The sequence below is a fragment of the Dietzia massiliensis genome (assembly GCF_018390595.1).
Classification (GTDB): Bacteria; Actinomycetota; Actinomycetes; order Mycobacteriales; family Mycobacteriaceae; genus Dietzia; species Dietzia massiliensis.
The window spans coordinates 12,606-33,575 of the sequence record NZ_JAHBAV010000041.1; the positions used below are offsets into that span (position 1 = coordinate 12,606).

General features: G+C 70.7%; 15 protein-coding genes. 9 read left to right on the top strand and 6 right to left on the bottom strand.

The annotated features are described in order from the left end of the window. Positions 1-15: 15 nt before the first annotated feature. Together dnaE and ilvA are read left to right on the top strand one after the other, a co-directional pair. Positions 16-3,561 (top strand): DNA polymerase III subunit alpha, encoded by a 3,546-nt coding sequence (gene dnaE, locus KHA85_RS11695; RefSeq protein ID WP_213185910.1) that lies wholly within the window; start codon positions 16-18, stop codon positions 3,559-3,561. Between the two features lie 103 nt (positions 3,562-3,664). Beyond that, positions 3,665-4,939, top strand: a complete 1,275-nt coding sequence (gene ilvA / locus KHA85_RS11700) for a threonine ammonia-lyase IlvA (RefSeq protein ID WP_082904522.1) — start codon at positions 3,665-3,667, stop codon at positions 4,937-4,939. A 12-nt stretch (positions 4,940-4,951) separates the two neighbouring features. Here the strand turns inward: ilvA and treZ are convergent, their stop codons facing one another. Next, positions 4,952-6,745 (bottom strand): malto-oligosyltrehalose trehalohydrolase, encoded by a 1,794-nt coding sequence (gene treZ / locus KHA85_RS11705; protein WP_213185911.1) that lies wholly within the window; start codon positions 6,743-6,745, stop codon positions 4,952-4,954. Positions 6,746-6,837: 92 nt separating this feature from the next. Between treZ and KHA85_RS11710 the strand changes: the two genes are divergently transcribed. After that, the gene (locus tag KHA85_RS11710) at positions 6,838-7,512 is read left to right on the top strand and encodes an IMPACT family protein (RefSeq protein WP_213185912.1); all 675 of its coding nucleotides are present in this window, start codon (positions 6,838-6,840) and stop codon (positions 7,510-7,512) included. A 4-nt stretch (positions 7,513-7,516) separates the two neighbouring features. Beyond that, complete coding sequence (locus KHA85_RS11715; protein WP_061229121.1) at positions 7,517-7,756, top strand: hypothetical protein; 240 nt, start codon at positions 7,517-7,519, stop codon at positions 7,754-7,756. A 42-nt stretch (positions 7,757-7,798) separates the two neighbouring features. Here KHA85_RS11715 and KHA85_RS11720 read toward each other — a convergent pair whose 3' ends face one another. Then, the gene (locus KHA85_RS11720) at positions 7,799-8,503 is read right to left on the bottom strand and encodes a nitroreductase (RefSeq protein WP_213185913.1); all 705 of its coding nucleotides are present in this window, start codon (positions 8,501-8,503) and stop codon (positions 7,799-7,801) included. Between the two features lie 393 nt (positions 8,504-8,896). On the opposite strand from KHA85_RS11720, the gene KHA85_RS11725 reads away from it, so the two are divergent. Both KHA85_RS11725 and KHA85_RS11730 read left to right on the top strand, forming a co-directional pair. Continuing rightward, positions 8,897-9,826, top strand: a complete 930-nt coding sequence (locus KHA85_RS11725) for a type IV toxin-antitoxin system AbiEi family antitoxin domain-containing protein (protein WP_236885579.1) — start codon at positions 8,897-8,899, stop codon at positions 9,824-9,826. Between the two features lie 183 nt (positions 9,827-10,009). Further along, a complete protein-coding gene (locus KHA85_RS11730; RefSeq protein ID WP_213185915.1) occupies positions 10,010-10,375 on the top strand; it encodes an RNA-binding S4 domain-containing protein in 366 nt (121 codons plus the stop codon). Positions 10,376-10,446: 71 nt separating this feature from the next. Here the strand turns inward: KHA85_RS11730 and treY are convergent, their stop codons facing one another. From treY to KHA85_RS11745, 3 genes are all read right to left on the bottom strand, one after another. Continuing rightward, positions 10,447-12,876, bottom strand: a complete 2,430-nt coding sequence (treY, locus tag KHA85_RS11735; protein WP_213185916.1) for a malto-oligosyltrehalose synthase — start codon at positions 12,874-12,876, stop codon at positions 10,447-10,449. Beyond that, a complete protein-coding gene (gene glgX / locus KHA85_RS11740; RefSeq protein WP_213185920.1) occupies positions 12,876-15,005 on the bottom strand; it encodes a glycogen debranching protein GlgX in 2,130 nt (709 codons plus the stop codon). The genes treY and glgX overlap by 1 nt, the downstream gene beginning before the upstream one ends. A gap of 73 nt (positions 15,006-15,078) precedes the next feature. Continuing rightward, a complete protein-coding gene (locus KHA85_RS11745; protein ID WP_308936939.1) occupies positions 15,079-17,238 on the bottom strand; it encodes an acyltransferase family protein in 2,160 nt (719 codons plus the stop codon). Positions 17,239-17,378: 140 nt separating this feature from the next. On the opposite strand from KHA85_RS11745, the gene KHA85_RS11750 reads away from it, so the two are divergent. Continuing rightward, entirely contained in the window at positions 17,379-17,981 is a 603-nt protein-coding gene (locus KHA85_RS11750; protein ID WP_236885580.1) for a hypothetical protein, read from the top strand. A gap of 6 nt (positions 17,982-17,987) precedes the next feature. Here KHA85_RS11750 and KHA85_RS11755 read toward each other — a convergent pair whose 3' ends face one another. Further along, positions 17,988-18,695, bottom strand: coding sequence for an NUDIX hydrolase (locus KHA85_RS11755; RefSeq protein ID WP_213185917.1), 708 nt, complete (start codon positions 18,693-18,695; stop codon positions 17,988-17,990). A gap of 132 nt (positions 18,696-18,827) precedes the next feature. On the opposite strand from KHA85_RS11755, the gene nadA reads away from it, so the two are divergent. Both nadA and nadC read left to right on the top strand, forming a co-directional pair. Then, positions 18,828-19,859 (top strand): quinolinate synthase NadA, encoded by a 1,032-nt coding sequence (gene nadA, locus KHA85_RS11760; RefSeq protein WP_213185922.1) that lies wholly within the window; start codon positions 18,828-18,830, stop codon positions 19,857-19,859. A gap of 92 nt (positions 19,860-19,951) precedes the next feature. Beyond that, complete coding sequence (nadC, locus tag KHA85_RS11765) at positions 19,952-20,788, top strand: carboxylating nicotinate-nucleotide diphosphorylase (RefSeq protein WP_131886577.1); 837 nt, start codon at positions 19,952-19,954, stop codon at positions 20,786-20,788. The last annotated feature ends 182 nt before the right edge of the window (positions 20,789-20,970 follow it).

Consider the following 20,970-nt stretch of genomic DNA (forward strand, 5'->3'; position numbering starts at 1 on the left):
AGGAGGAGTGCTTTCGTGGGCGATCAGTTCGTGCATCTGCACAATCACACCGAGTTCTCGATGCTCGACGGGATGGCGCAGATCGACCCGCTGTTCGCGGAGGCGTCACGTCTGGGTATGCCGGCCGTCGGGATGACCGACCACGGCAACATGTACGGCGCCTCGGACTTCTACAAGCAGGCCAAGAAGACCGGGGTCAAGCCCATCATCGGGATCGAGGCGTACGTCGCGCCCGAGTCGCGGTTCGAGAAGAAGCGCATCCTGTGGGGCGAGAAGCACCAGAAGAGTGACGACGTCGCCGGCTCCGGCGCCTACACGCACATGACGATGGTCGCCGAGAACGCCACCGGCCTGCGCAACCTGTTTCGGCTGTCCTCGCTGGCCTCGTACGAGGGGCAGCTGGGCAAGTGGGCGCGCATGGACGCGGAGATCCTCGCCGAGTACTCCGAGGGGATCATCGCCACCTCCGGCTGCCCCTCCGGCGAGATCCAGACCCGCCTGCGCCTCGGCCACATCAAGGAGGCCTACGAGGCCGCCGAGAAGTGGCAGTCGATCTTCGGCAAGGACAACTTCTTCCTCGAGCTCATGGACCACGGGATCGACATCGAGCGTCGGGTCCGCGAGGACCTGCTCAAGCTCGGTCGGGACCTGGGCATGCCGCCGCTCGTGACCAACGACTGCCACTACGTCACCCGCGAGCAGGCCCACGCCCACGAGGCCATGCTCTGCGTCCAGACCGGTAAGACCCTCGCCGACGAGAACCGCTTCAAGTTCGACGGGGACGGCTACTACCTCAAGTCCGCCCAGGAGATGCGCGCCCAGTGGGACTCCGAGGTCCCGGGCGCGTGCGACAACACCCTGTGGATCGCCGAGCGCGTCCAGCCGTACGACGACATCTGGACGCCGCGCGACCGGATGCCCAAGTTCCCCGTCCCCGAGGGCGAGACGGAGGACACGTGGCTGGCCAAGGAGGTCCACAAGGGCCTGCAGTGGCGCTTCCCCGACGGCGTGCCGCAGGAGTACATCGATCGCGCGAACTTCGAGCTCGAGGTCATCAAGGGCAAGGGTTACCCCGGTTACTTCCTCGTGGTCGGCGACCTCATCGAGCACGCCCGCTCGATCGGCATCAAAGTCGGGCCCGGCCGAGGGTCCGCCGCCGGCGCGCTGGTGGCGTACGCGCTGAAGATCACGAACATCGACCCCATCGAGCACGGCCTGCTGTTCGAGAGGTTCCTCAACCCCGAGCGGCCGTCCGCGCCCGATATCGATATCGACTTCGACGACCGGCGTCGCGGCGAGATGATCCGCTACGCCTCCGACAAATGGGGCGCCGACAAGATCGCCCAGGTCATCACCTTCGGCACCATCAAGACCAAGGCCGCCATCAAGGACGCCGCCCGCGTCAACTTCGGCCAGCCCGGGTACGCGATCGCCGACCGCATCACCAAGGCGCTGCCGCCGGCGATCATGGCCAAGGACATCCCGCTGTCCGGCATCACCGACCCCAAGCACGAGCGGTACGGCGAGGCCGCCGAGGTGCGCCAGCTCCTCGAGACCGACCCCGACGTCAAGCGGATCTACGACACGGCCCGCGGGCTGGAGGGCATGGTCCGTCAGGCCGGCGTCCACGCGTGCGCGGTGATCATGTCCTCCGAGCCGCTGCTCGACGTGATCCCCATGTGGAAGCGCGCGCAGGACGGCGCCATCATCACCGGCTGGGACTACCCGTCGTGTGAGGACATCGGCCTGCTCAAGATGGACTTCCTGGGCCTGCGCAACCTCACGGTGATCGGCGACTGCCTGGAGAACATCAAGCTCAACCGCGGCGAGGAGATCGACCTCGACACGCTGAGCACGGACGACCAGGCCACCTACGACCTGCTCGCCCGCGGTGACACCCTGGGCGTGTTCCAGCTCGACTCCGGCGGCATGCGCGAGCTGCTCAAGCGGATGAAGCCCACCGGCTTCAACGACATCGTCGCCGCCCTCGCCCTGTACCGACCCGGCCCCATGGGCATGGGAACGCACTGGAACTACGCCGACCGGAAGAACGGCAAGCAGGAACTGGTGCCCATCCACCCCGAGCTGGAGGAGCCGCTCAAGGAGATCCTCGGGGAGACCCACGGCCTGATCGTCTACCAGGAGCAGATCATGGCCATCTCCCGCGAGCTCGCGGGATACACGGCCGGCGAGGCCGACGGCTTCCGTAAGGCCATGGGTAAGAAGAAGGCCGAGGTCCTGGCCGCGGAGTACGAGAAGTTCTCGGGCGGCATGTTCGAGCGCGGGTTCTCCAAGGAGGCCGTCGACGCGCTGTGGGGCACCATCGAGCCCTTCGCCTCGTACGCGTTCAACAAGTCCCACGCCGCCGGCTACGGCCTCGTGTCCTTCTGGACCGGCTACCTCAAGGCCAACTACCCGGCCGAGTACATGGCCGCGCTGCTCACCTCCGTCGGGGACGACAAGGACAAGGCCGCCCTGTACCTGTCCAACTGCCGGCAGATGGGCATCAAGGTGCTCCCGCCGTCGGTCAACGAGTCGCTGACCAACTTCGCCTCCGTCGGTAAGGACATCCGGTTCGGCCTGGGTGCCGTGCGCAACGTCGGCGCCCAGGTCGTGGACTCGATCGTCGCCGCCCGCGAGGCCAAGGGCGAGTTCACCGACTTCTCGGACTACCTCGCCAAGATCGACCAGACCGCCTGCACCAAGAAGGTCACCGAGTCGCTCATCAAGGCCGGTGCCTTCGACTCGCTCGGTCATCCGCGCAAGGGTCTGTTCCTCGTCCACGCGGACGCGGTCGAATCGGTGATGTCCACCAAGAAGGCCGAGGCCGTCGGCCAGTTCGACCTCTTCGGTGGGGGAGACGACACCGCGGCCGACGCCGGCTTCGGTGACGTGTTCGCCGTCCGCGTGCCCGACGAGGAGTGGGACACCAAGCAGAAACTGGCCCTCGAGCGCGAGATGCTGGGCCTGTACGTCTCCGGCCACCCGCTCGACGGGCTCGAGGCCGCGCTGGAGGCCAAGACCGACACGAACATCGCCACGATCCACGAGGGCGAACTGCCCCACGGCACCGCCGTGACGATCGGCGGGATCATCTCCGGTGTCGACCGGCGGGTGAACAAGAACGGCGAGCCGTGGGCGATCGTGACGATCGAGGACTTCAACGGCAGCGTCGAGGTGCTGTTCTTCCCCAAGACCTACCGGATCGCCGCCCTGGACATCGCCGAGGACGCGGTCGTGCTGGTCAAGGCGAGGATCAACATCCGTGAGGACCGCGTGTCGGTCTTCGGCGACACCCTCGAGGTGCCGGACCTGGTCGTCGGCGGGAACGGCGCGCCGCTCGCGCTGACGCTGCAGACGCGGATGTGCACCATCGAGACCGTCACCGCGCTCAAGCAGGTCTTGGTCCGCCACCCCGGCCCCTCGGACGTCCACCTGCGGTTGGTCAACGGCAACTTCTCGACCGTCTTGCGGCTCGACGACCAACTGCGGGTCGAGACCTCGTCCTCCCTCATGGGAGACCTCAAGGCGCTACTCGGCGCCGGCTGCCTCGCGGGCTGACCGCGGCCGCCCGGCACACGCGTGTCTCGCCGGGTGCCGCGCGCCGCTGCGCACGCGGTGACCGGTTGGCGGTGATCGCGGGGGCGGTGGGACACTGGTGGTTGTGACCGCCACCGAACCCGCGCCCACCCAGGTCGTGACCACCGACGACATCGACGCCGCAGCCCGCCGGATCGGCGAGGTCATCCGGTCGACCGACCTGCAGGCCAGCGAGCGGCTCAGCGAGCAGACCGGCGCGCGCATCCTGCTCAAGCGGGAGGACCAGCAGGCGGTCCGTTCCTACAAGATCCGCGGCGCGTACAACCTCATGGCGCAGCTGACCGGCGACGAGCGCAGCGCGGGCGTGGTCACCGCCAGCGCCGGCAACCACGCCCAGGGCGTGGCGTTCGCCTGCCGGGTCCTGGGGATCAACGGCCGCATCTACGTGCCGACCAACACGCCCAAGCAGAAGCGCGACAGGATTCTGGCCCACGGCCGCAGCTGGGTCGAGCTCGTCGTGACCGGCACGAACTTCGACGCCGCGCAGGCGGCTGCCCGCGCGGACGCCAAGCGCACCGGGGCGACGATGGTGCCGCCGTTCGACCACCCCGACACGATGGCCGGACAGGGCACGATCGCCGCCGAGATCCTCGCGCAGCTCGACGAGGTCCCCGACGCGGTGGTGGTCCCGGTCGGTGGCGGCGGACTGGCCGGGGGCATCGCGACCTATCTGGCCGAGTACGCGCCGGACTGCAAGATCATCGCCGTCGAGCCCGCCGGCGCCCCGTCGCTGACGAGGGCACTGGAGGCGGGGGAGCCCGTCACCCTCGACACGGTCGACACCTTCGTCGACGGCGCCTCCGTCGCCCGGCTCGGTGACTTCCCATTCGGTGTCATCTCCTCGATGACCGAGCGGATCCAGGTCCTCACGGTGGACGAGGGCGCGGTGTGCACGGAGATGTTGGAGCTTTACCAGAACGAGGGGATCATCTGTGAGCCCGCCGGCGCGCTGGCGGTGACGGCCCTCCACCAGCTCGACATCGACGAGGGCGCCACTGTCGTCTGCATCGTCTCCGGCGGGAACAACGACGTCTCGCGGTACAGCGAGATCATCGAGCGATCCCTCGTCCACAAGGGGCTCAAGCACTACTTCCTGGTGAAGTTCCCGCAGGAGCCGGGCCAGCTGCGTCGCTTCCTCGACGAGGTCCTGGGTCCCGAGGACGACATCACGCTGTTCGAGTACCTCAAGCGCAACAACCGCGAATTCGGCGCGGCGCTGGTGGGCATCGAGCTCGGGTCGGCCACCGGCCTGCACTCACTGCTCGAGCGCATGGACGCCTCCCGCATCGACTGCGAGCGCCTCGAGCCGGGCACTGCGGCGTACGAATACCTGACCTGACCCGACCGGGCGTCAGCGTGTCCGCACCACCGCGAACCCGAACGCCTGGCAGAACACCGACTCGGGGTCGGCCACCGCGCCCGAGGCGAAGACCGCCTCGCCGGCCAGCGGGACCCGGCACGGCTCGGTGCCCAGGTTCACCACCAACGCCAACGATCCACGATGGACCACCAGCCAGCGGTCGTCGTCGGCCTCCACACCGCACTCCACCCGGACCGGCGCCAGCCACGGATCGCTGAGCTCCGGCTCGGCCTTGCGCAGGGCGATCAGCGCGCGGTAGACGCGCAGGATCTCGGCGTGCTCATCGGCTGCCTGCTCCGAGCGGTCGAGCACCGAGCGGCGGAACGTCTCCGGATCCTGCGGGTCCGCCACCGTGTCGGGATCCCAGCCCATGGCCGCGAACTCGCGCGTCCGGCCCTGCCGCACCGCCTCGGCCAGCTCCGGCTCGGGATGCGAGGTGAAGAAGCAGAACGGCGTCCGCGCACCCCACTCCTCGCCCTGGAACAGCATCGGCGTGAACGGCGAACACAGCACGATCGCGGCCTTGGCCAGCTGCTGCTGCGGCGTGAGGTTCATCGACGGCCGATCGCCGGCCGCGCGGTTGCCCACCTGGTCGTGGGTCAGCGTGTAGGCGACGAACCGACTGCCCGGCACTCGGTCCACATCCAGCGGCCGCCCGTGCACACGACCCCGGAAGGTCGAGTAGGTTCCCGCGTGCAGGAACGCGCCCGTGAGCACCTGCCGCAACGACTCGAGCGACCCGTAGTCCACGTAGTAGCCCTGCCGCTCGCCGGAGACCGCGGCGTGGACGGCGTGGTGCACGTCGTCGTCCCACTGTCCGTCCAGCCCGAGGCCGCCGGCCTCCCGCGCGGTGACGGTCCGCGGATTGTTCTGGTCTGACTCGGCGATGAGCGACAGCGGCCGCCCGAGATGGGTGGACAGCGACTCGACCTCCACCGTCAACTGCTCCAAAAGGTGCACGGCCGACGCGTCGTGCAGCGCGTGCACGGCGTCGAGGCGCAGCGCGTCGACGTGGAACTCGTCGAACCAGCGCAGCGCGTTGTCGATGATGTAGCGCCGCACCTCGCCCGAGTGCTCGCCGTCGAGGTTGAGCCCCGTCCCCCACGGGCCGTCCGCGGCCGAGAGGTACGGCCCGAACTCCGGCAGGTAGTTCCCCGACGGACCCAGATGGTTGTAGACCACGTCCAGACACACCGCCAGGCCGCGCGCGTGGCAGGCGTCCACGAACTGCTGGAACGCGTCCGGACCGCCGTACGGCTCGTGCACCGCGAACCACGCCACCCCGTCATAACCCCAGCCGTACTCGCCGTTGAACGCGTTGAGGGGCATAACCTCGACCATGTCCACCCCCAGCTCGACCAGCTCGTCGAGGTGCTCGATCGCACTGATCAGCGTCCCGCCGGGCGAGAAGGTGCCCACATGCATCTCGTAGATCACCGACCCGGCCAGCTGCCGGCCGGTCCACGCCGCGTCCGTCCAGCGGGACTCCTCGAGGCGGTGGACCCGCGACAGCCCGTGCACCCCGTCCGGCTGACGCGTCGACCGCGGGTCGGGCCGGGGCGGGCTGACCTCGTCGTCGTCGCCGGTCACCACGAACCCGTAGTCCCTGCCCTGCTCGCGGGGGACGCCGCACGTCCACCAGCCGTCCGCGGCGCGCCGCATGGGGACGGGGTCGGCGTCGGGGGAGTCCAGGACCAGCCCGACCGCGCGTGCCTCCGGTGCCCAGACGGAGAACGTGTCGGCGCCGGTGGCTGTGGACGAGGTCGATTCGCTCGGTGAGGTCACACCGCCCAGCGTAGGGAAAACCGGTGCCCGCGGGGAGGGTGCGAGTCGGACCGCCGCGCCTCGCCCCCGTCACCGGGCGCGATACTGGTGGCATGACCGCATCGCCGCCCGTGCTGAGGCTCTCCGCCGGTCCGGACGTGACGGGGGAGTACGAGGAGAGGCGCTCGAGGTTCGTGGCGGTGTTGAGACGGTGCGACGACGAGGAGGACGCCCGCGCTCTGATCGCCGACCTCCGCTCCGCGCATCCGGCGGCTCGCCACCACTGCAGTGCCTTCATCGTGGGCGACCCCGGGGCCGGCCTGATCGAGCGGACCAACGACGACGGCGAACCCTCCGGCACCGCCGGGACCCCCATGCTGGACGTCCTGCGGGGAAGCGGGTTGACCGGCGTGTGCGCGGTGGTCGTCCGGTGGTTCGGCGGCATCAAGCTCGGCACCGGCGGTCTCGCCCGCGCCTACTCCGCCGCGGTGAGCGATGCCGTCGAGCAGGCGTGGACCGACGGGCGCGTCGTAGAGGTGACCCGGACCCCCGCGTGGACGGCCGTGGTCGACCACTCCGTCGCCGGTGGACTCGAGGCGGCGCTGCGCTCGGCCGGCGTCCGCGTGCTCGACGTGGACTACGGTCGTCGAGTCGGGCTGACGGTGGCGGGGGAGTTCGGGGTGATCGGGCCGATCCTCGCCGCCCGCACGTCCGGGGGCGCCGAGTGGTCAGAGGCGGGGGTCGCGACCACCGAGACCGCGGCGACACGCCCGGATATGGAATCCTGAACGTATGAGCATGCAGCCCTACCAGCCGAACTCGATCGAGGCCCAGAAGCAGCAGGTCCGTAAGGATGCGCGGAACACGGCGATCGCGCTGGGTGTGACTGTGGTGTCGCTGCCGATCGCGTTGTTCGCGAGCTCGTTCTTCACGCTGGTGGCGATCATCGCCGGGATTCTGACGATCTACCACGGCAACAAGGTCCGCAAGGCGATCTCCGGCAAGCCGGACCAGAAGCGCGAGCTGTACTGAGCCGTCGCCAGCCGCTCGCCGGCCCGAACGGCTGGATGCAGGTTAACCGTGGCGGCGCACGACGTCGCCCAGGTCCGCCCGCTCGGTGCGGAAGGTGTTGGCCGGGTGGTTCTCGTCCGCGTAGCCGAAGGCGATCCCGCACACGATGAGCCGGTCGGCCGGGATCGACAGGTGCTCGCGGACCGCGTCGGAATACAGGGCGATCGCGGCCTGCGCGCACGTCGCCACGCCGAGTGAGGTGGCCGCGGCCAGGAACGTCGAGACGTACCCGCCGCAGTCGACTGCCCCATAGGTGCCCAGGCCCGCGTCCGAGGTGATGATCGCGACGTGGGGGGCGCCGAAGAAGCGGTAGTTCTCCAGCATCTGGCGCAGTCGCGCCTCCTGGTCCGACCGCTCGATGCCCAGCGCGGTGTAGAGGCCGTAGCCACTGGCCCGCCGGCGGTCCCCATAGACGCCGTCGTACCGCTCCGGCGCCGGGAAGTCCGAGCGCATGTCGTTGGCCAGCACGTGCTCGGTGAGGTGCGTGCTGAACGCGGCCGTCGCGTCCCCGGTCACGAGGTCGACCTGCCAGGCCTGCGAGTTGCACCACGAAGCCGTGCGCTGGGCCATCCGGAGGATCTGCTCGATCGTCTCCTCCGGCACCGGCTCCGAGGTGAAGCCGCGGCAACTGTAGCGCTCGTCGAGGATCCGCTCGAGCGTGGCGGCGGCGTCGAGAGTGGCCGGGGCGATCGAGGCGGCGTCGGTCATGGGTCCTCCAGAGAGCTGCGGGGTGGTGTGATCCCAGTCTCCCATGGCGCCCCGGCTCGGGCCCCCCGACGATCTGCCCCTCGGATCGTCACCTGCCCTCGGAACTCCTGGAGCAACTCGCGATCCGAGGGGCAGAACGCCGACGGCCCATCGGAGACTCACGCCGGCTACGGCTGGATGTCCACTTTGGCGGGACTTTCGGCCGTCGGAAGCCAGATCGTGAGGACCCGGACCGCCCGGCGGGATCTCGTCCACTCGCCGCCCCGACAGCGGCGAAGAGGCAGGTCAGTTGGCTGCGCGCACGCAGTCACAGTCGCCGGCGTGATCCACAGGAGAACGAGTCGAGCACCGGGATGAGCCGGAACCGGCCAGATGAGCACCGAGGATCTGACCATGGCTACTTTCGATGACCTGCGAGCACTTCTCCACACGACTGAGCAGTTGACGGCGGCCGGCTTCAGCACCCAGTCGCTCGGTAGAGCGGTCGCCTCGGGCGATCTCATCCGCCTGCGGCCCGGCTTCTACGTCGACCGGTCCACGCGAGAGCTCGGGCGAGAGGAGCGGCACCTGCTCATGGTGCTGGCGGCGGACCGCGCCCTCGGATGCCCGGTGTTCACCCACTGGTCGGCAGCACTCGTCCTCGGATTGCCGGGCTGGGATCTGCCACTCGGAACCGTGTCGTTGTCCCGCGCCGGGCACGCCCAGAGATCCCGTACCACCAGGCTGACCAGGCATGACGTGACCCCGTTGGCGGAAGACGACGTCCACGTGGTCGACGGGCTCCGCGTGACCCGCCCGGAACGCACCATCGTGGACGTGGCCAGGGCGTGCGCACCACCGGCGAGCGTGGCAGTCGCAGATGCGGCCTTCAAGGCGGAGGCGGTCAATGCGACCTCGGTGGACGACGCGCTGAGCCGCGCGGCCGGTAGGTCCGGTGTCACACGCGCGCGGGCCGCGCTGGCCCGAGTCGATGCCCGCAGCGAGAGCGTCGCGGAGACCCGCAGTCGCCTGATCTTCGCGGACTACGGTCTTCCTGAGCCTCAGACACAGGTCGACATCTTCGATACCCACGGCAACTTCGTCGCTCGCGTGGACTTTCTCTGGCCGGAGCTCGGTCTGATCGGCGAATGCGACGGTTTCGGCAAGTACCTCGATGGCGCGGATGCGACAGAGGCCCGGCGCCGACTGGGTGTGGAGAAAGATCGAGATGCCGCGCTCATGGCGCTGGGCTACCGGGTGCTCCACTGGCGCTGGGCGGATCTCGACAAGCCTCGGCTACTGGTACAGCGCCTTCGGAGCGTGATGTACCCGGCCGCCGCCTGACTACGGCGGCTGACCGTCACGATCCGCCCCTCGAACCTCGATCCGCCCTCCGCAAATCGATCCGCCCTAGGAACTCCGAGGGCAGATCGTCATCCGAGGGGCGGATCACCGATCGAAGGGCGTATCGCCGTCATGAGACTGCGCGGGCCGCGTGGAGGCTTCGGGCGCGGTTATCCTCGGGCCATGGGTGTGCGGGTGGACGCGTGGACGTGGTCGGTGCGGTTGTTCCCGTCGCGGACCAAGGCGGCGGCCGCCTGTCGGGGTGGCCACGTCAAGGTCAACGGCGAGGCGGTGCAACCGTCGAAGAACGTCGTGCCCGGCGACCGGGTCCAGGTGACGGGCACGCTCGGCCGGATCCGCATTCTCGAGGTGGTCGAGACGGTGAGCAAGCGGGTCGGGGCTCCGGTGGCGGCGACCTGCTATATCGACCACTCGCCCCCGCCGCCGCCCAAGGAGATCCTGGCCTCCCAACCGCGACGGGACCGCGGCGCGGGCCGGCCCACCAAGCGCGAGCGGCGGGAGACCGACAGGCTGCTGGGCCGCGGCTGACCCAGCCCACCCGGCCGAGCCCGACCTGACCCAGCCCGACCGGACGGACCCGACACGCCAGTCGACCCGCCTCAGTCCTCGCGAACGATCACCACGACGGGGAAGGCGCTGAGCAACTCGCCCAGGTCGACGCGGCCGGAGATCGGAGCCCCGCCGGGCCGCACCGCCCACGTCCCCTCCGGCAGTAGGGCGGTGGTGCCTCCGAGATCGCCGGCGCTGAGGACCGCCGTCCGCCGCCGGGCGATCAGCCCGACCGCCGCGCGGCCGTCGACCGACCGCGTGAACGCGACGACGTCCGCGGCTGCGGGACCGTGCACGGGTAGCGGCACGTGTGCCCCGCCGACGAGGTCCGCCGGGTGCGACCGGCGGATCCGGAGCACTTCGCGGACCAGTGCGAACTTCGGATGGCCGGCACGGGCGACGGCGCCCGAGCGAAGCGGACCGTAATCCACGAACCGCCGGTTGTCCGGGTCGACGAGTGAGTCCTCCCACACCTCGGTGCCCTGGTAGACGTCCGGCACGCCGGGGGAGAGCAGCTGCACGACCTTGGCGACGAGTGCGTTGTCGCGTCCGGCCGGGGCGATGCGCTCGACGAACGGGCCGATGAGCGCGGAGCCGGAGCTGAGTAGGGTGTCGATCCACTCGTGCGCGGCGGACTCGAACTCCGCGTTCTGATCGGTCCATCTTGTGTGGACCGCGGCCTCCCGCAGGGCCTTGTCGGCATAGTCGTGCAGACGCGAACGCAGCTCGTCGGTCGGCCCGCCCGGTTCCGACCACACGCCCACGACGATCTGCAGCAGGAAGTACCCGGCGTCCTCGGCCGGCGGGGGATGGGCCTCGAACACGCGCGAGACCAGGTCGGCCCACGCGTCCGGGACCTGGGTCAGCACCGAGATCCGGGCGCGGACGTCCTCGCCGCGCTTGGTGTCGTGGGTGCTCAGCGCGGTCATGGCCAGCGGTGTGGCGCGGGCGCGTTCGGCCATCGCCAGGTGGAACGCCTCGACGGCCATGCCCATTCGCCCGGGTGAGCCGCCGACCTCGTTGAGCGAGACGAGCCGCCCGAGGCGGTAGAAGAGCCGATCCTCCTCGGCCTTCGCGGTGGCGGCGCCGGTGACCTGCGCGAGCCGCGTGGACGCCTCGCCGCCGCGCGCGAGTGCACCGGCCACGAGGCGCAGTGCGGGCGCGAGCTCGGGCCGGTCGCGGCGCAGGCCGTCGACGATGGCCGGGAGGGTGCCCCGCAGGACGGGATAGTCGGCCCGGTAGAACGGCGTACGCGCGATCACCGAGATCAGGGCCTCGCGGAGATCGCGCTCCTCGACGTCGTCGCTCGTCGATCCGTCGTGCCCGACGGCGACCTCGCGGCGCACGGCGCGGGAGAGCCGGGCCAACTCGGGGGCGAGGTCCTCGGCGACGATCTGCCGCTTGAGCTCGGCGGACTGCGCGTGGACCCGGTCCTCGTCGCCCGGGTCACCGCTGTACCGCGCGGCGAGCTCGGACAGCCGGGCCTCGCCGGAGGCGTCGACGAGCAACTGGTCGATGAGCCGCAGGGCGTCGTAACCGGTGGTGCCGTCGACCCCCATGGCGGGCTCGAGGACCTCGTCGGGCGCGAGGATCTTCTCCGCCAGCACGAGCCGGTCCGGTCCGACGAGGTCGCGCAGTCGGCGCGCGTAGCCCACCGGGTCGGACAGCCCGTCCGGGTGATCGACGCGGATGCCGTCGACGAGGTCCTCCTCGCACCAGCGGCGCACCTCGGCGTGGGTGGCGTCGAAGACCTCGGGGTCCTCCTGGCGCAGGCCGGCCAGGCCGGTGACGGTGAAGAACCGCCGGTAGCCGAGCAGCGGCTCGCGCCAGTGGACGAGCCGGTAGTGCTGGCGGTCGTGGACCTGCTGCGCGGTGCCGTCGCCGGTCCCCGGAGCGATCGGGAAGCGGTGGTCGTAGAAGTGCAGTTCGGCCTCGCCGCTCGGGGAGTCCTCAGGAGCGACGACGACGAGGTCGGCCACGTCCTCCGCGGAGCCCAGGACGGGGATCGCGATTCTGCCGTCCGCCCCGTTGGCCTCCTCGGTGTCGAAGTCGAAGAAGCGGTGGTACTCCGAGTCGGGGCCCCGCCGCAGCGCGTCCCACCACCAGGGGTTGGCGGCCGGCTCGTCCACGCCGAGGTGGTTGGGCACGATGTCGGCGATCAGCCCCAGCCCGTGGGCGCGGCACGCCGCGCGCAGGGACCGCAGGGCGTCGATCCCACCGAGCTCGGGCGAGACCTCGGTGGGGTCGACGACGTCGTAACCGTGGGTCGAGCCGGGCGTGGCGGTCAGGACGGGCGAGAGGTACACCGCGCCCACCCCGAGGTCGGCGAGGTAGGGCACGAGCTGCTCGGCGTCGGCCAGGGTGAAGCCGCGGCCGTCGGGGTCGGAGGCGGGGGTGCGCAGCTGGAGGCGGTAGGTGCTGGAGAGAGCGTCGACCCGGGCCCGCAGGCCCGACCCCGCGCCGTTCGCGGCGTCGCCCATCAGCGCAGTTTCCGTAGGACGGCCGTGCCGCGGCCGGCCACGACGAGGGTGCCGTCGGAGGGCAGGTCCCCGTTGTGCTCGCCGGCGGGCCGGGTGGTGTCGAGGACGATCTCCCACGCCTCGGCGTACTCGGGGCCGAGCAACGAGAAGTCGATGGGCTCGTGGTGGGCGTTGAACAGCATGAGGAACGAGTCGTCGATGATCCGCTGCCCACGCTCGTCCGGCTCGCGGATGCCCTCGCCGTTGAGGTAGACGGCCAGGGACTTGCCGAAGCCGGAGTCCCAGTCCTTGCTCGTCATCTCCGAGCCGTCGGGGGCGAACCACGCGATGTCCTGCGGGTCCTCCTCGCCGCGCACCGGGGTGCCGAAGAAGCGCCGACGTCGGAAGACGGGGTGGTCCTTGCGCAGCTGGACGAGCTCGCGGGTAAAGGCGAGCAGGTCCTCCTGCTCCTCGTCGAGGTCCCAGTTCATCCACGACGTCTCGTTGTCCTGGCAGTAGACGTTGTTGTTGCCGTGCTGGGTGCGCGCGATCTCGTCACCGTGGGCGATCATCGGCGTGCCCTGCGAGAGGATGAGGGTCGTGAGCAGGTTGCGCCGCTGACGGCCGCGCAGCGCGAGGATCTCGGGGTCGTCGGTGGGCCCCTCGACGCCGCAGTTCCAGGAGCGGTTGTGGCTCTCGCCGTCGTTGCCGTCCTCCCCGTTGGCCTCGTTGTGCTTCTCGTTGTAGCTGACGAGGTCGTTGAGGGTGAAGCCGTCGTGCGCGGTGACGAAGTTGATCGACGCGGACGGGCGCCTGCCGGTGGCCTCGTACAGGTCGGAGGAACCGGTGAGGCGGGAGGCGAACTCACCCAGGGTGGCGGGCTCGCCGCGCCAGAAGTCGCGGACGGTGTCGCGGAACTGGCCGTTCCACTCGGTCCACAGGGGCGGGAAGTTGCCCACCTGGTACCCGCCCTCGCCGACGTCCCACGGCTCGGCGATGAGCTTGACCTGGCTGACCACCGGGTCCTGCTGGACGAGGTCGAAGAACGAGGACAGCCGGTCGACCTCGTGCAGGCCGCGGGCGAGCGACGAGGCGAGGTCGAAGCGGAAGCCGTCGACGTGCATGTCGAGGATCCAGTACCGCAGCGAGTCCATGATGAGCTGCAGCGAGTGCGGGTGGCGCACGTTGAGAGTGTTGCCGGTGCCCGTGTAGTCCATGTAGAACTGCTCGTCGCCCTCGACCAGGCGGTAGTAGGCCTGGTTGTCGATGCCGCGGAAGCCGATGGTGGGCCCGAGGTGGTTGCCCTCGGCGGTGTGGTTGTAGACCACGTCGAGGATCACCTCGATGTTCGCCTCGTGGAACGCCTTGACCATGGCCTTGAACTCGCTCACGGCGTCACCGGGCTGGCGGGAGAAGGCGTACTCGTTGTGCGGGGCGAGGAACCCGAAGCTGTTGTAGCCCCAGTAGTTGCGCAGGCCCTTGTCGATGAGCGGCTGATCGTGCATGAACTGGTGGACCGGCATGAGCTCGATCGCGGTGACACCCAGTTCGGTGAGGTAGTCGATGATCGCCGGGTGGCTCATCCCGGCGTAGGTGCCGCGCATCTCGGCCGGGATGTCGGGGTGGGTGGCCGTCATGCCCTTGACGTGGGCCTCGTAGATCACGGTGTTGTGGTACTCGTGGCCGGGCGCCCGGTCGTTACCCCAGTCGAAGTAGGGGTTGATCACGACGGTGGTCATGGTGTGCCCCAGCGAGTCCTCGGTGTTGCGCTCGTCCGGGTTCTCGAGGTCGTAGCTGTGCAGACTCGGGTGACCGTCGAAGGTGCCGTCGAACGCCTTGCCGTACGGGTCGAGCAGCAGCTTGGACGGGTCGCACCGGAGTCCCTTCTCCGGCTCGTACGGTCCGTGGACGCGGAATCCGTACCTCTGACCCGGGGTCACCCCGAACAGGTAGCAGTGCCAGATGTGGTAGTCGACCTCCTCGAGTTCCACACGCTGTTCGCTGCCGTCGTCGTCGATGAGGCACAGATCGACGCGCTCCGCGACCTCGGAGAACAGGGAGAAGTTGGTGCCGGTGCCGTCGTAGGTCGCCCCCAGCGGGTAGGGGGTGCCCGGCCAGGCGCGGATGAGCTCCGGAGCCGCTTGCGTCACGTCGTCTTGGGTCACGCTGCCCAAGGGTAGTGCTTTTCGGGCCGGTTGACGTCCCCGTGCGAGGAGGGGTCGGTCACCACCAGCCGGTGGCGGGCCCCATCTGACGGGCCAGCTCGCCGGACGCGGAGCGCACCCAGGAGCCCGAGAGGTGGTGTGAGTCGTGGTAGACGATCACGTTGCCCACCACGGCGGGGCAGACCTCGGGGTCGCACAGTCCGTCGGTGAGATCGAGCAGCCGTACGGAGTCGAGGCCGGCGCCGGCGAGGGCGGCGGGGTTGATGGGGGAGATGGAGCGCTCGCGCGGCATGCCGCACTCGGCGGGGGTGCCGCCGTCGCCGAGGCAGTCGGAGGCGCGGATAGGTCCACGGCCGCGGTTGAGCCACGGGGTGTCGCGGATGGCGATGACGCCGATGCCCTGCTCGCCGAGCGCGCGCCACAGGTCGACGTACTGGCGGGGGGTGACGTCGGGTCCGACCACGCCGACGGGCCGGGTGGCGGTGGTGAAGACGAAGTCCGGGTCCAGCCCGACGAGCGCCGCCAGCGCCTCGGGGGTCCACTCGGCGCAGCTCTCGTAGAGCTGTTCGCCGCCGTCCGAGACCGTGGCGTCCAGGGTGAGGGGGCAGCCCATCTTGAGAACGGTGACCACGCGGAAGCCGTAGTGCCGACCGACCTCGTCGAGGCCGCTGATCCAGTGCTCGGCGTGGGAGCCGCCGGTGAGCGCGATGGTGCGGGGGGAGGTGACGTCGCCGTAGACGCACATCTCCACCTCGGAGGACTCGAAGGTCGAGATGCAGCCGTCCATGGTGCTGGCGGGCAGGTCGTTGCCCACCTGGAGCAGGGAGGGGACGTACCCGACGTCGTCGGGCGCGGGGACTCCCTCGAGGAACGCCCGCGCGCCGGGGTGGTCCGGGTCGGTGAGGGAGTCGACGTAGGGCACGGCCGAGCGGGAACCGGAGGTGGCGCCCCACCAGCCGACGGTGGCCACGCTGGCGACGGCGGCGACGACGACGAGGACGCTCGCGCGGACGAACAGTCTCTGCTCCCGGGGCGAGCGTTCCGGGCCGCCCCGAAGCCGGTCGCGGGCGGCGGCCGCCGGGGTGGTGCGTCCCCGGGCCCGGCTGGCCATCCGCACCGGTCGCTCGATGTATTTCTCCGTGAGAAGCGCCAGCACGATCGACACGGCGATGATCACCAGGCCGGAGGCGAGCGTGATCTCGGCCTCGCGGTCGTGGGAGAGCCACAGGATGAGCAGCGGCCAGTGCCACAGGTAGAGCGAGTAGGAGATGTCCCCGAGGCGCCGGAACAGCCGGCCGGACAGCAGCCAGGTGATGGGGTCCCGGGCCGGGGTGGCGCGCAGGCCGGGCGGGAGGTTGCCGCCGAGGATGATGAGCAGCGCGCCGCCGATGGGGTACCAGGCCAGCGGGCCGGGGAAGTGGCCCGCGCCGTCGAAGAGGAATCCGGTGCTCACCACCAGGAAGAGGCCGGTGGCGGTGGTGAGCAGGCGGAGGGGCCAGGGCAGGACGATCCCGGCCAGGATGATCGCCACCAGGCCGCCGACGAGCAGCTCCCACATGCGGGCGCCGGTGTCGTAGTAGTTCCACGACTGGTTGGCGGACTGTCCGAGCACGGCCCACCACGCCGATGTGGCGGTGCCCGCGGCCACGATGCCGACGAGGACCCACTTGGGGGTGCCGCGGCGGACGAGCCGACGCCACAGCAGGCTCACGCCGAGGACCACCACCAGGGCCACCAGGTAGAACTGGCCCTGGACGGACATCGACCACAGGTGCTGCAGCGGCGAGATGGTCGCGTCGGCGGCCGCGTAGTCCGAGGCGGTGAGCGCCAGTTCCCAGTTCTGGTAGTACAGCAGCGAGGCCACGGTCTGCTCGAAGATCGCCGACCACTGGGTGGGCGGCTTGATGAGCACGGTGCCGAGGACGGTCGCGGCGACGGTCACCACCAGCGCCGGGTACAGCCTGCGGACCAGGCGCTTGAGGTGCGGCAGCGGGTTGAGGGGCGTGTCCGGGTCACCGGCGCCGCGCAGGAGCGAGCCGAGGAAGAAGAACCCGGACAGGGTGAGGAACACGTCGACGCCACCGGAGACGCGGCCCATCCAGATGTGGAACACCACGACCAGTGCGATCGCGAGGCCGCGCAGGCCGTCGATGTCGTGCCGGTAGGCCATCGTCCCGCGGCGCCGGGGGGCGGGCGCGGGAGCAGGGATGGAGGCCACTGGCTGGTACTTCCTGACGTCTCGTCCGGGGGTCGCGGATGGCCCGGCCCGGCATCCGGGCGCCACGCCGGGCGGGGCGGAGCCGGGTCCGATTACACCACAGCGGGTCGGCGGCACCGCCGTTGGTACAGTCGGGCCGCATGACCGGCCCGTCGTCGCCAGGTGTCGTGCGTTCGTCCGACCGTACGCCCCGCACCGCCCCGCGCGCGGCGGGCACACTCCTCGCCGTCGTCGTCCCGTTTCTCGCGGCTCTGGCGCTGTGGGCCGTCGCGGCCCCGCGCGCGGAGCTGCTGTCCGTCGGTGACGGGCGCGGCCTTCGGCTGGCCGATTCGGGGGCGGACGGTGGCAGTCAGTTGCTCACGCTCATCGTGCTCACCGGCTTCGCCACGGTGAGCGCGGTGCTCGTGCTCTGGCATCGGCACCCCGGCCTGCGGCGGCCGGGAGGCGTGCCCGCGCTCGCACTCGTGCCCGGGCTGGCGGCGGCGACGGCCGCGATGGCCGCCACGCCGCTGGCCGGTCTGCTCGCGGCACCCCCGGAGGACGCCCCGTACGGGCAGGTGGTGCGCCAGGCCCCGGCGGCGGGCGAACTCTTCTACGACCGGATGATCTACGGACTGTCCGGTCCGGCGTGGGACTGGTTCCCGCCCGGCGTCGGCTGGCTGGCCCTGGGGACGATGATCGCGGCGTTCACGATCGCCGCCCTGGCGTACCTCGACCCGTCGCCGGATCTGGGCGCCGACTGACGGGCGTCACCACCCGCTTCCGGTCGGCGGACGCAGGGTGGCGAACTGGTCGGTGATGCGCAGCCGTCTCTCCGCGAATCGGTACAGCCCCGCCGGCCGCCCACCCGCCGGGCCCGGGGGAGCGCTGCGTCCGCACGCCACGAGCTCGCGGCGGCGGGTCAGGACGCGCTGGAGGTTGGTCGGGTCCACCGGGTGTCCGAGTGCGGCCGCGTAGAGCTGCGCGAGGAAGGACAGCGTGAACTCCTCGGGCGCCAGGGCGAAGCCGAGGTTGGAGTAGGACAGTTTGGCCGCGAGGCGGTCGCGGGCGAGGGCGACGATGCCGGCGTGGTCGTACACCGTGTCCGGCAGCTCGTCCACGCGGAACCACCCGGTGTCGTCGGGGACGGCCGGGTCGGCGTCGCAGGGCAGCACGCCGAGGAAGCCGGAGGCGAACACGCGCCGACCGGGGACGCGGGCGGGATCAGAGAACTCGGCGACGGGTTCGAGGTGGCTCAGCGACCGCACGTCGACCTTCTCGGCGAGCTGCCGGGTGGCCGAGGTGGGCAGGTCCTCGTCGTCGCGGACGCCGCCACCCGGTAGCGCCCACCGCCCGGCTGCGGGGCCGAGAGAGTGCTGCCAGAGCAGCACGTGCAGGGCGGGTGCCGAGCCCTCGGAGACCGGTCGTACCTGGGTCACCACGACGCGTACCTCGTGACCGGTGTTACACTCCGTCATGTTTTCGATTATAAGTCGGAAACGCCCCCGGGTGGTTGCCGGAGGGCGCCGTGAGACTTCACCCGGGAGGGGGCAGCGTTGAGCACTGCCACAGGACACAGCACGACGGTCGCGCCGCGGCCCGGCACCGCGATCGGGCGCCTCGATTCGCCGCTCGCCGCGAGGATCCGCCACGACGGCTCGGTGTACACGGGCGTCGAACCCGACGCGGAGTGGGCCGCCGAGATCCGTCGGCTCGCCGCGGAGCGGGACGCGGTGATCCTCGCGCACAACTACGAGATCCCCGCCATCCAGGACATCGCCCACCACGTCGGCGACTCGCTGGCCCTGTCGCGCGTCGCGGCGGCGGCCGAGCAGTCGACCATCGTCTTCTGCGGCGTGCACTTCATGGCCGAGACCGCCAAGATCCTCTCGCCCGACAAGACCGTCCTCATCCCCGACGAGGCGGCGGGCTGCTCGCTGGCCGACTCCATCACCGCCGAGCAGCTGGCCGAGTGGAAGTCGGAGCACCCGGACGCCGTCGTGGTCTCCTACGTCAACACCACCGCGGCGGTGAAGGCGCTCACCGACATCTGCTGCACCAGCTCCAACGCCGTGGACGTGGTGGCCTCGATCGACCCCGACCGCGAGGTGCTCTTCCTGCCCGACCAGTTCCTCGGCCAGCACGTGCGCCGCAAGACGGGCCGGGACAACGTCCTCGTGTGGGCGGGCGAGTGCCACGTCCACGCCGCGATCAACGGCGACCAGCTCACCGCCAAGGCCGGGGCGCACCCGGGTGCGGAGCTCTTCGTCCACCCCGAGTGCGGCTGCGCGACCAGCGCGCTGCACCTGGCCACTGAGGGGGCGGTGCCCGCCGACCAGGTCAAGATCCTGTCCACCGGCGGCATGGTCGACGCCGCCCGCGCCTCGGGCGCCCACGAGGTGCTCGTGGCGACGGAGGTCGGCATGATCCACCAGCTGCGCAAGGCCGCCCCGGAGATCGACTTCCTGCCGGTCAACGACCAGGCCAGCTGCCCGTACATGAAGATGATCACCCCGGCCGCGCTGCTGCGCGCCCTCGTCGAGGGCGCCGACGAGGTCCACGTCGACCCCGTGACCGCCGAGGCCGCGCGCGGGTCGGTCGAGCGGATGATCGCGATCGGCAACCCGGGGTCGGGGGAGTGAGCCGCCCGGACGTGCCGGTCGGAGCGGCACCGGGCGGGGCGCCCGCGGTCGACGACGACGAGCTATTCGATCCCGACACCCGTGCGGACGCGGTGGTAGCGATCCGTCGTGCGCTCGAGGAGGACCTGCGATACGGCCCGGACGCCACCTCGCTGGCCACGGTGCCGGCCGATGCCCGGGCGACCGCGCGGCTGGCGACCCGGGTCGACGGCGTCGTGGCGGGTCTTCCGCTGATCGAGATGGTGCTGGCCGAGGTGCTCGGCCGGGGCGCGGGCGGCTCCGGCTTCTCCGTGACCCTCCACGCCCGCGACGGCGACCGCGTGGCGGCCGGCGACGTCGTGGCCGAGATCAGCGCGCCCACCCTCGGGCTGCTCACCGCCGAGCGCACGCTGCTCAACCTGGTGTGCCACCTGTCCGGGGTCGCCACCGCCACCCGCGCGTGGGCCGACGAACTCACCGGCACGACGTGCGCGGTCCGCGACACGCGCAAGACGATGCCCGGCATGCGGCTGCTGCAGAAGTACGCGGTGCGGTGCGGCGGCGGGGTCAACCACCGCCTCGGCCTGGGCGACGCGGTACTCGTCAAGGACAACCACGTCGTCGCCGCCGGTGGGGTCCTCCCGGCGCTGACGGCGGTCCGCGAGCGCTTCCCGGAGCTGCCGTGCGAGGTCGAGGTGGACTCCCTGGAGCAGCTCGACGAGATGCTGGCCGCGGGCGTCGACCTGGTGCTGCTGGACAACTTCCCGGTGTGGCAGACGCAGATCGCGGTGCAGCGCCGCGACAAGGTCTCGCCGAGCACGCGGCTGGAGTCCAGCGGCGGACTCACGCTCGACGTGGCCGCCGACTACGCGCGCTGCGGCGTCGACTATCTCGCGGTCGGGGGCCTGACCCACTCCGTCGCAGTACTCGATCTGGGTCTGGACCTGTGAGGTCCGCCCCACAGGGGGCGTTCGGGCTCGGGCGCCGGGCGGCGGGCCGCGTAAAGTCGTCTGCCATGACGGGGTTCTGGGACTCAGGCGAGAAGAGCACGGCGGCGGAGCGACGACTGCAGCGGATGGAGGAGGCCCGGCGCCGCGTCGAGGCCGGGGAGAACACCTCCCCACCTCCGCCC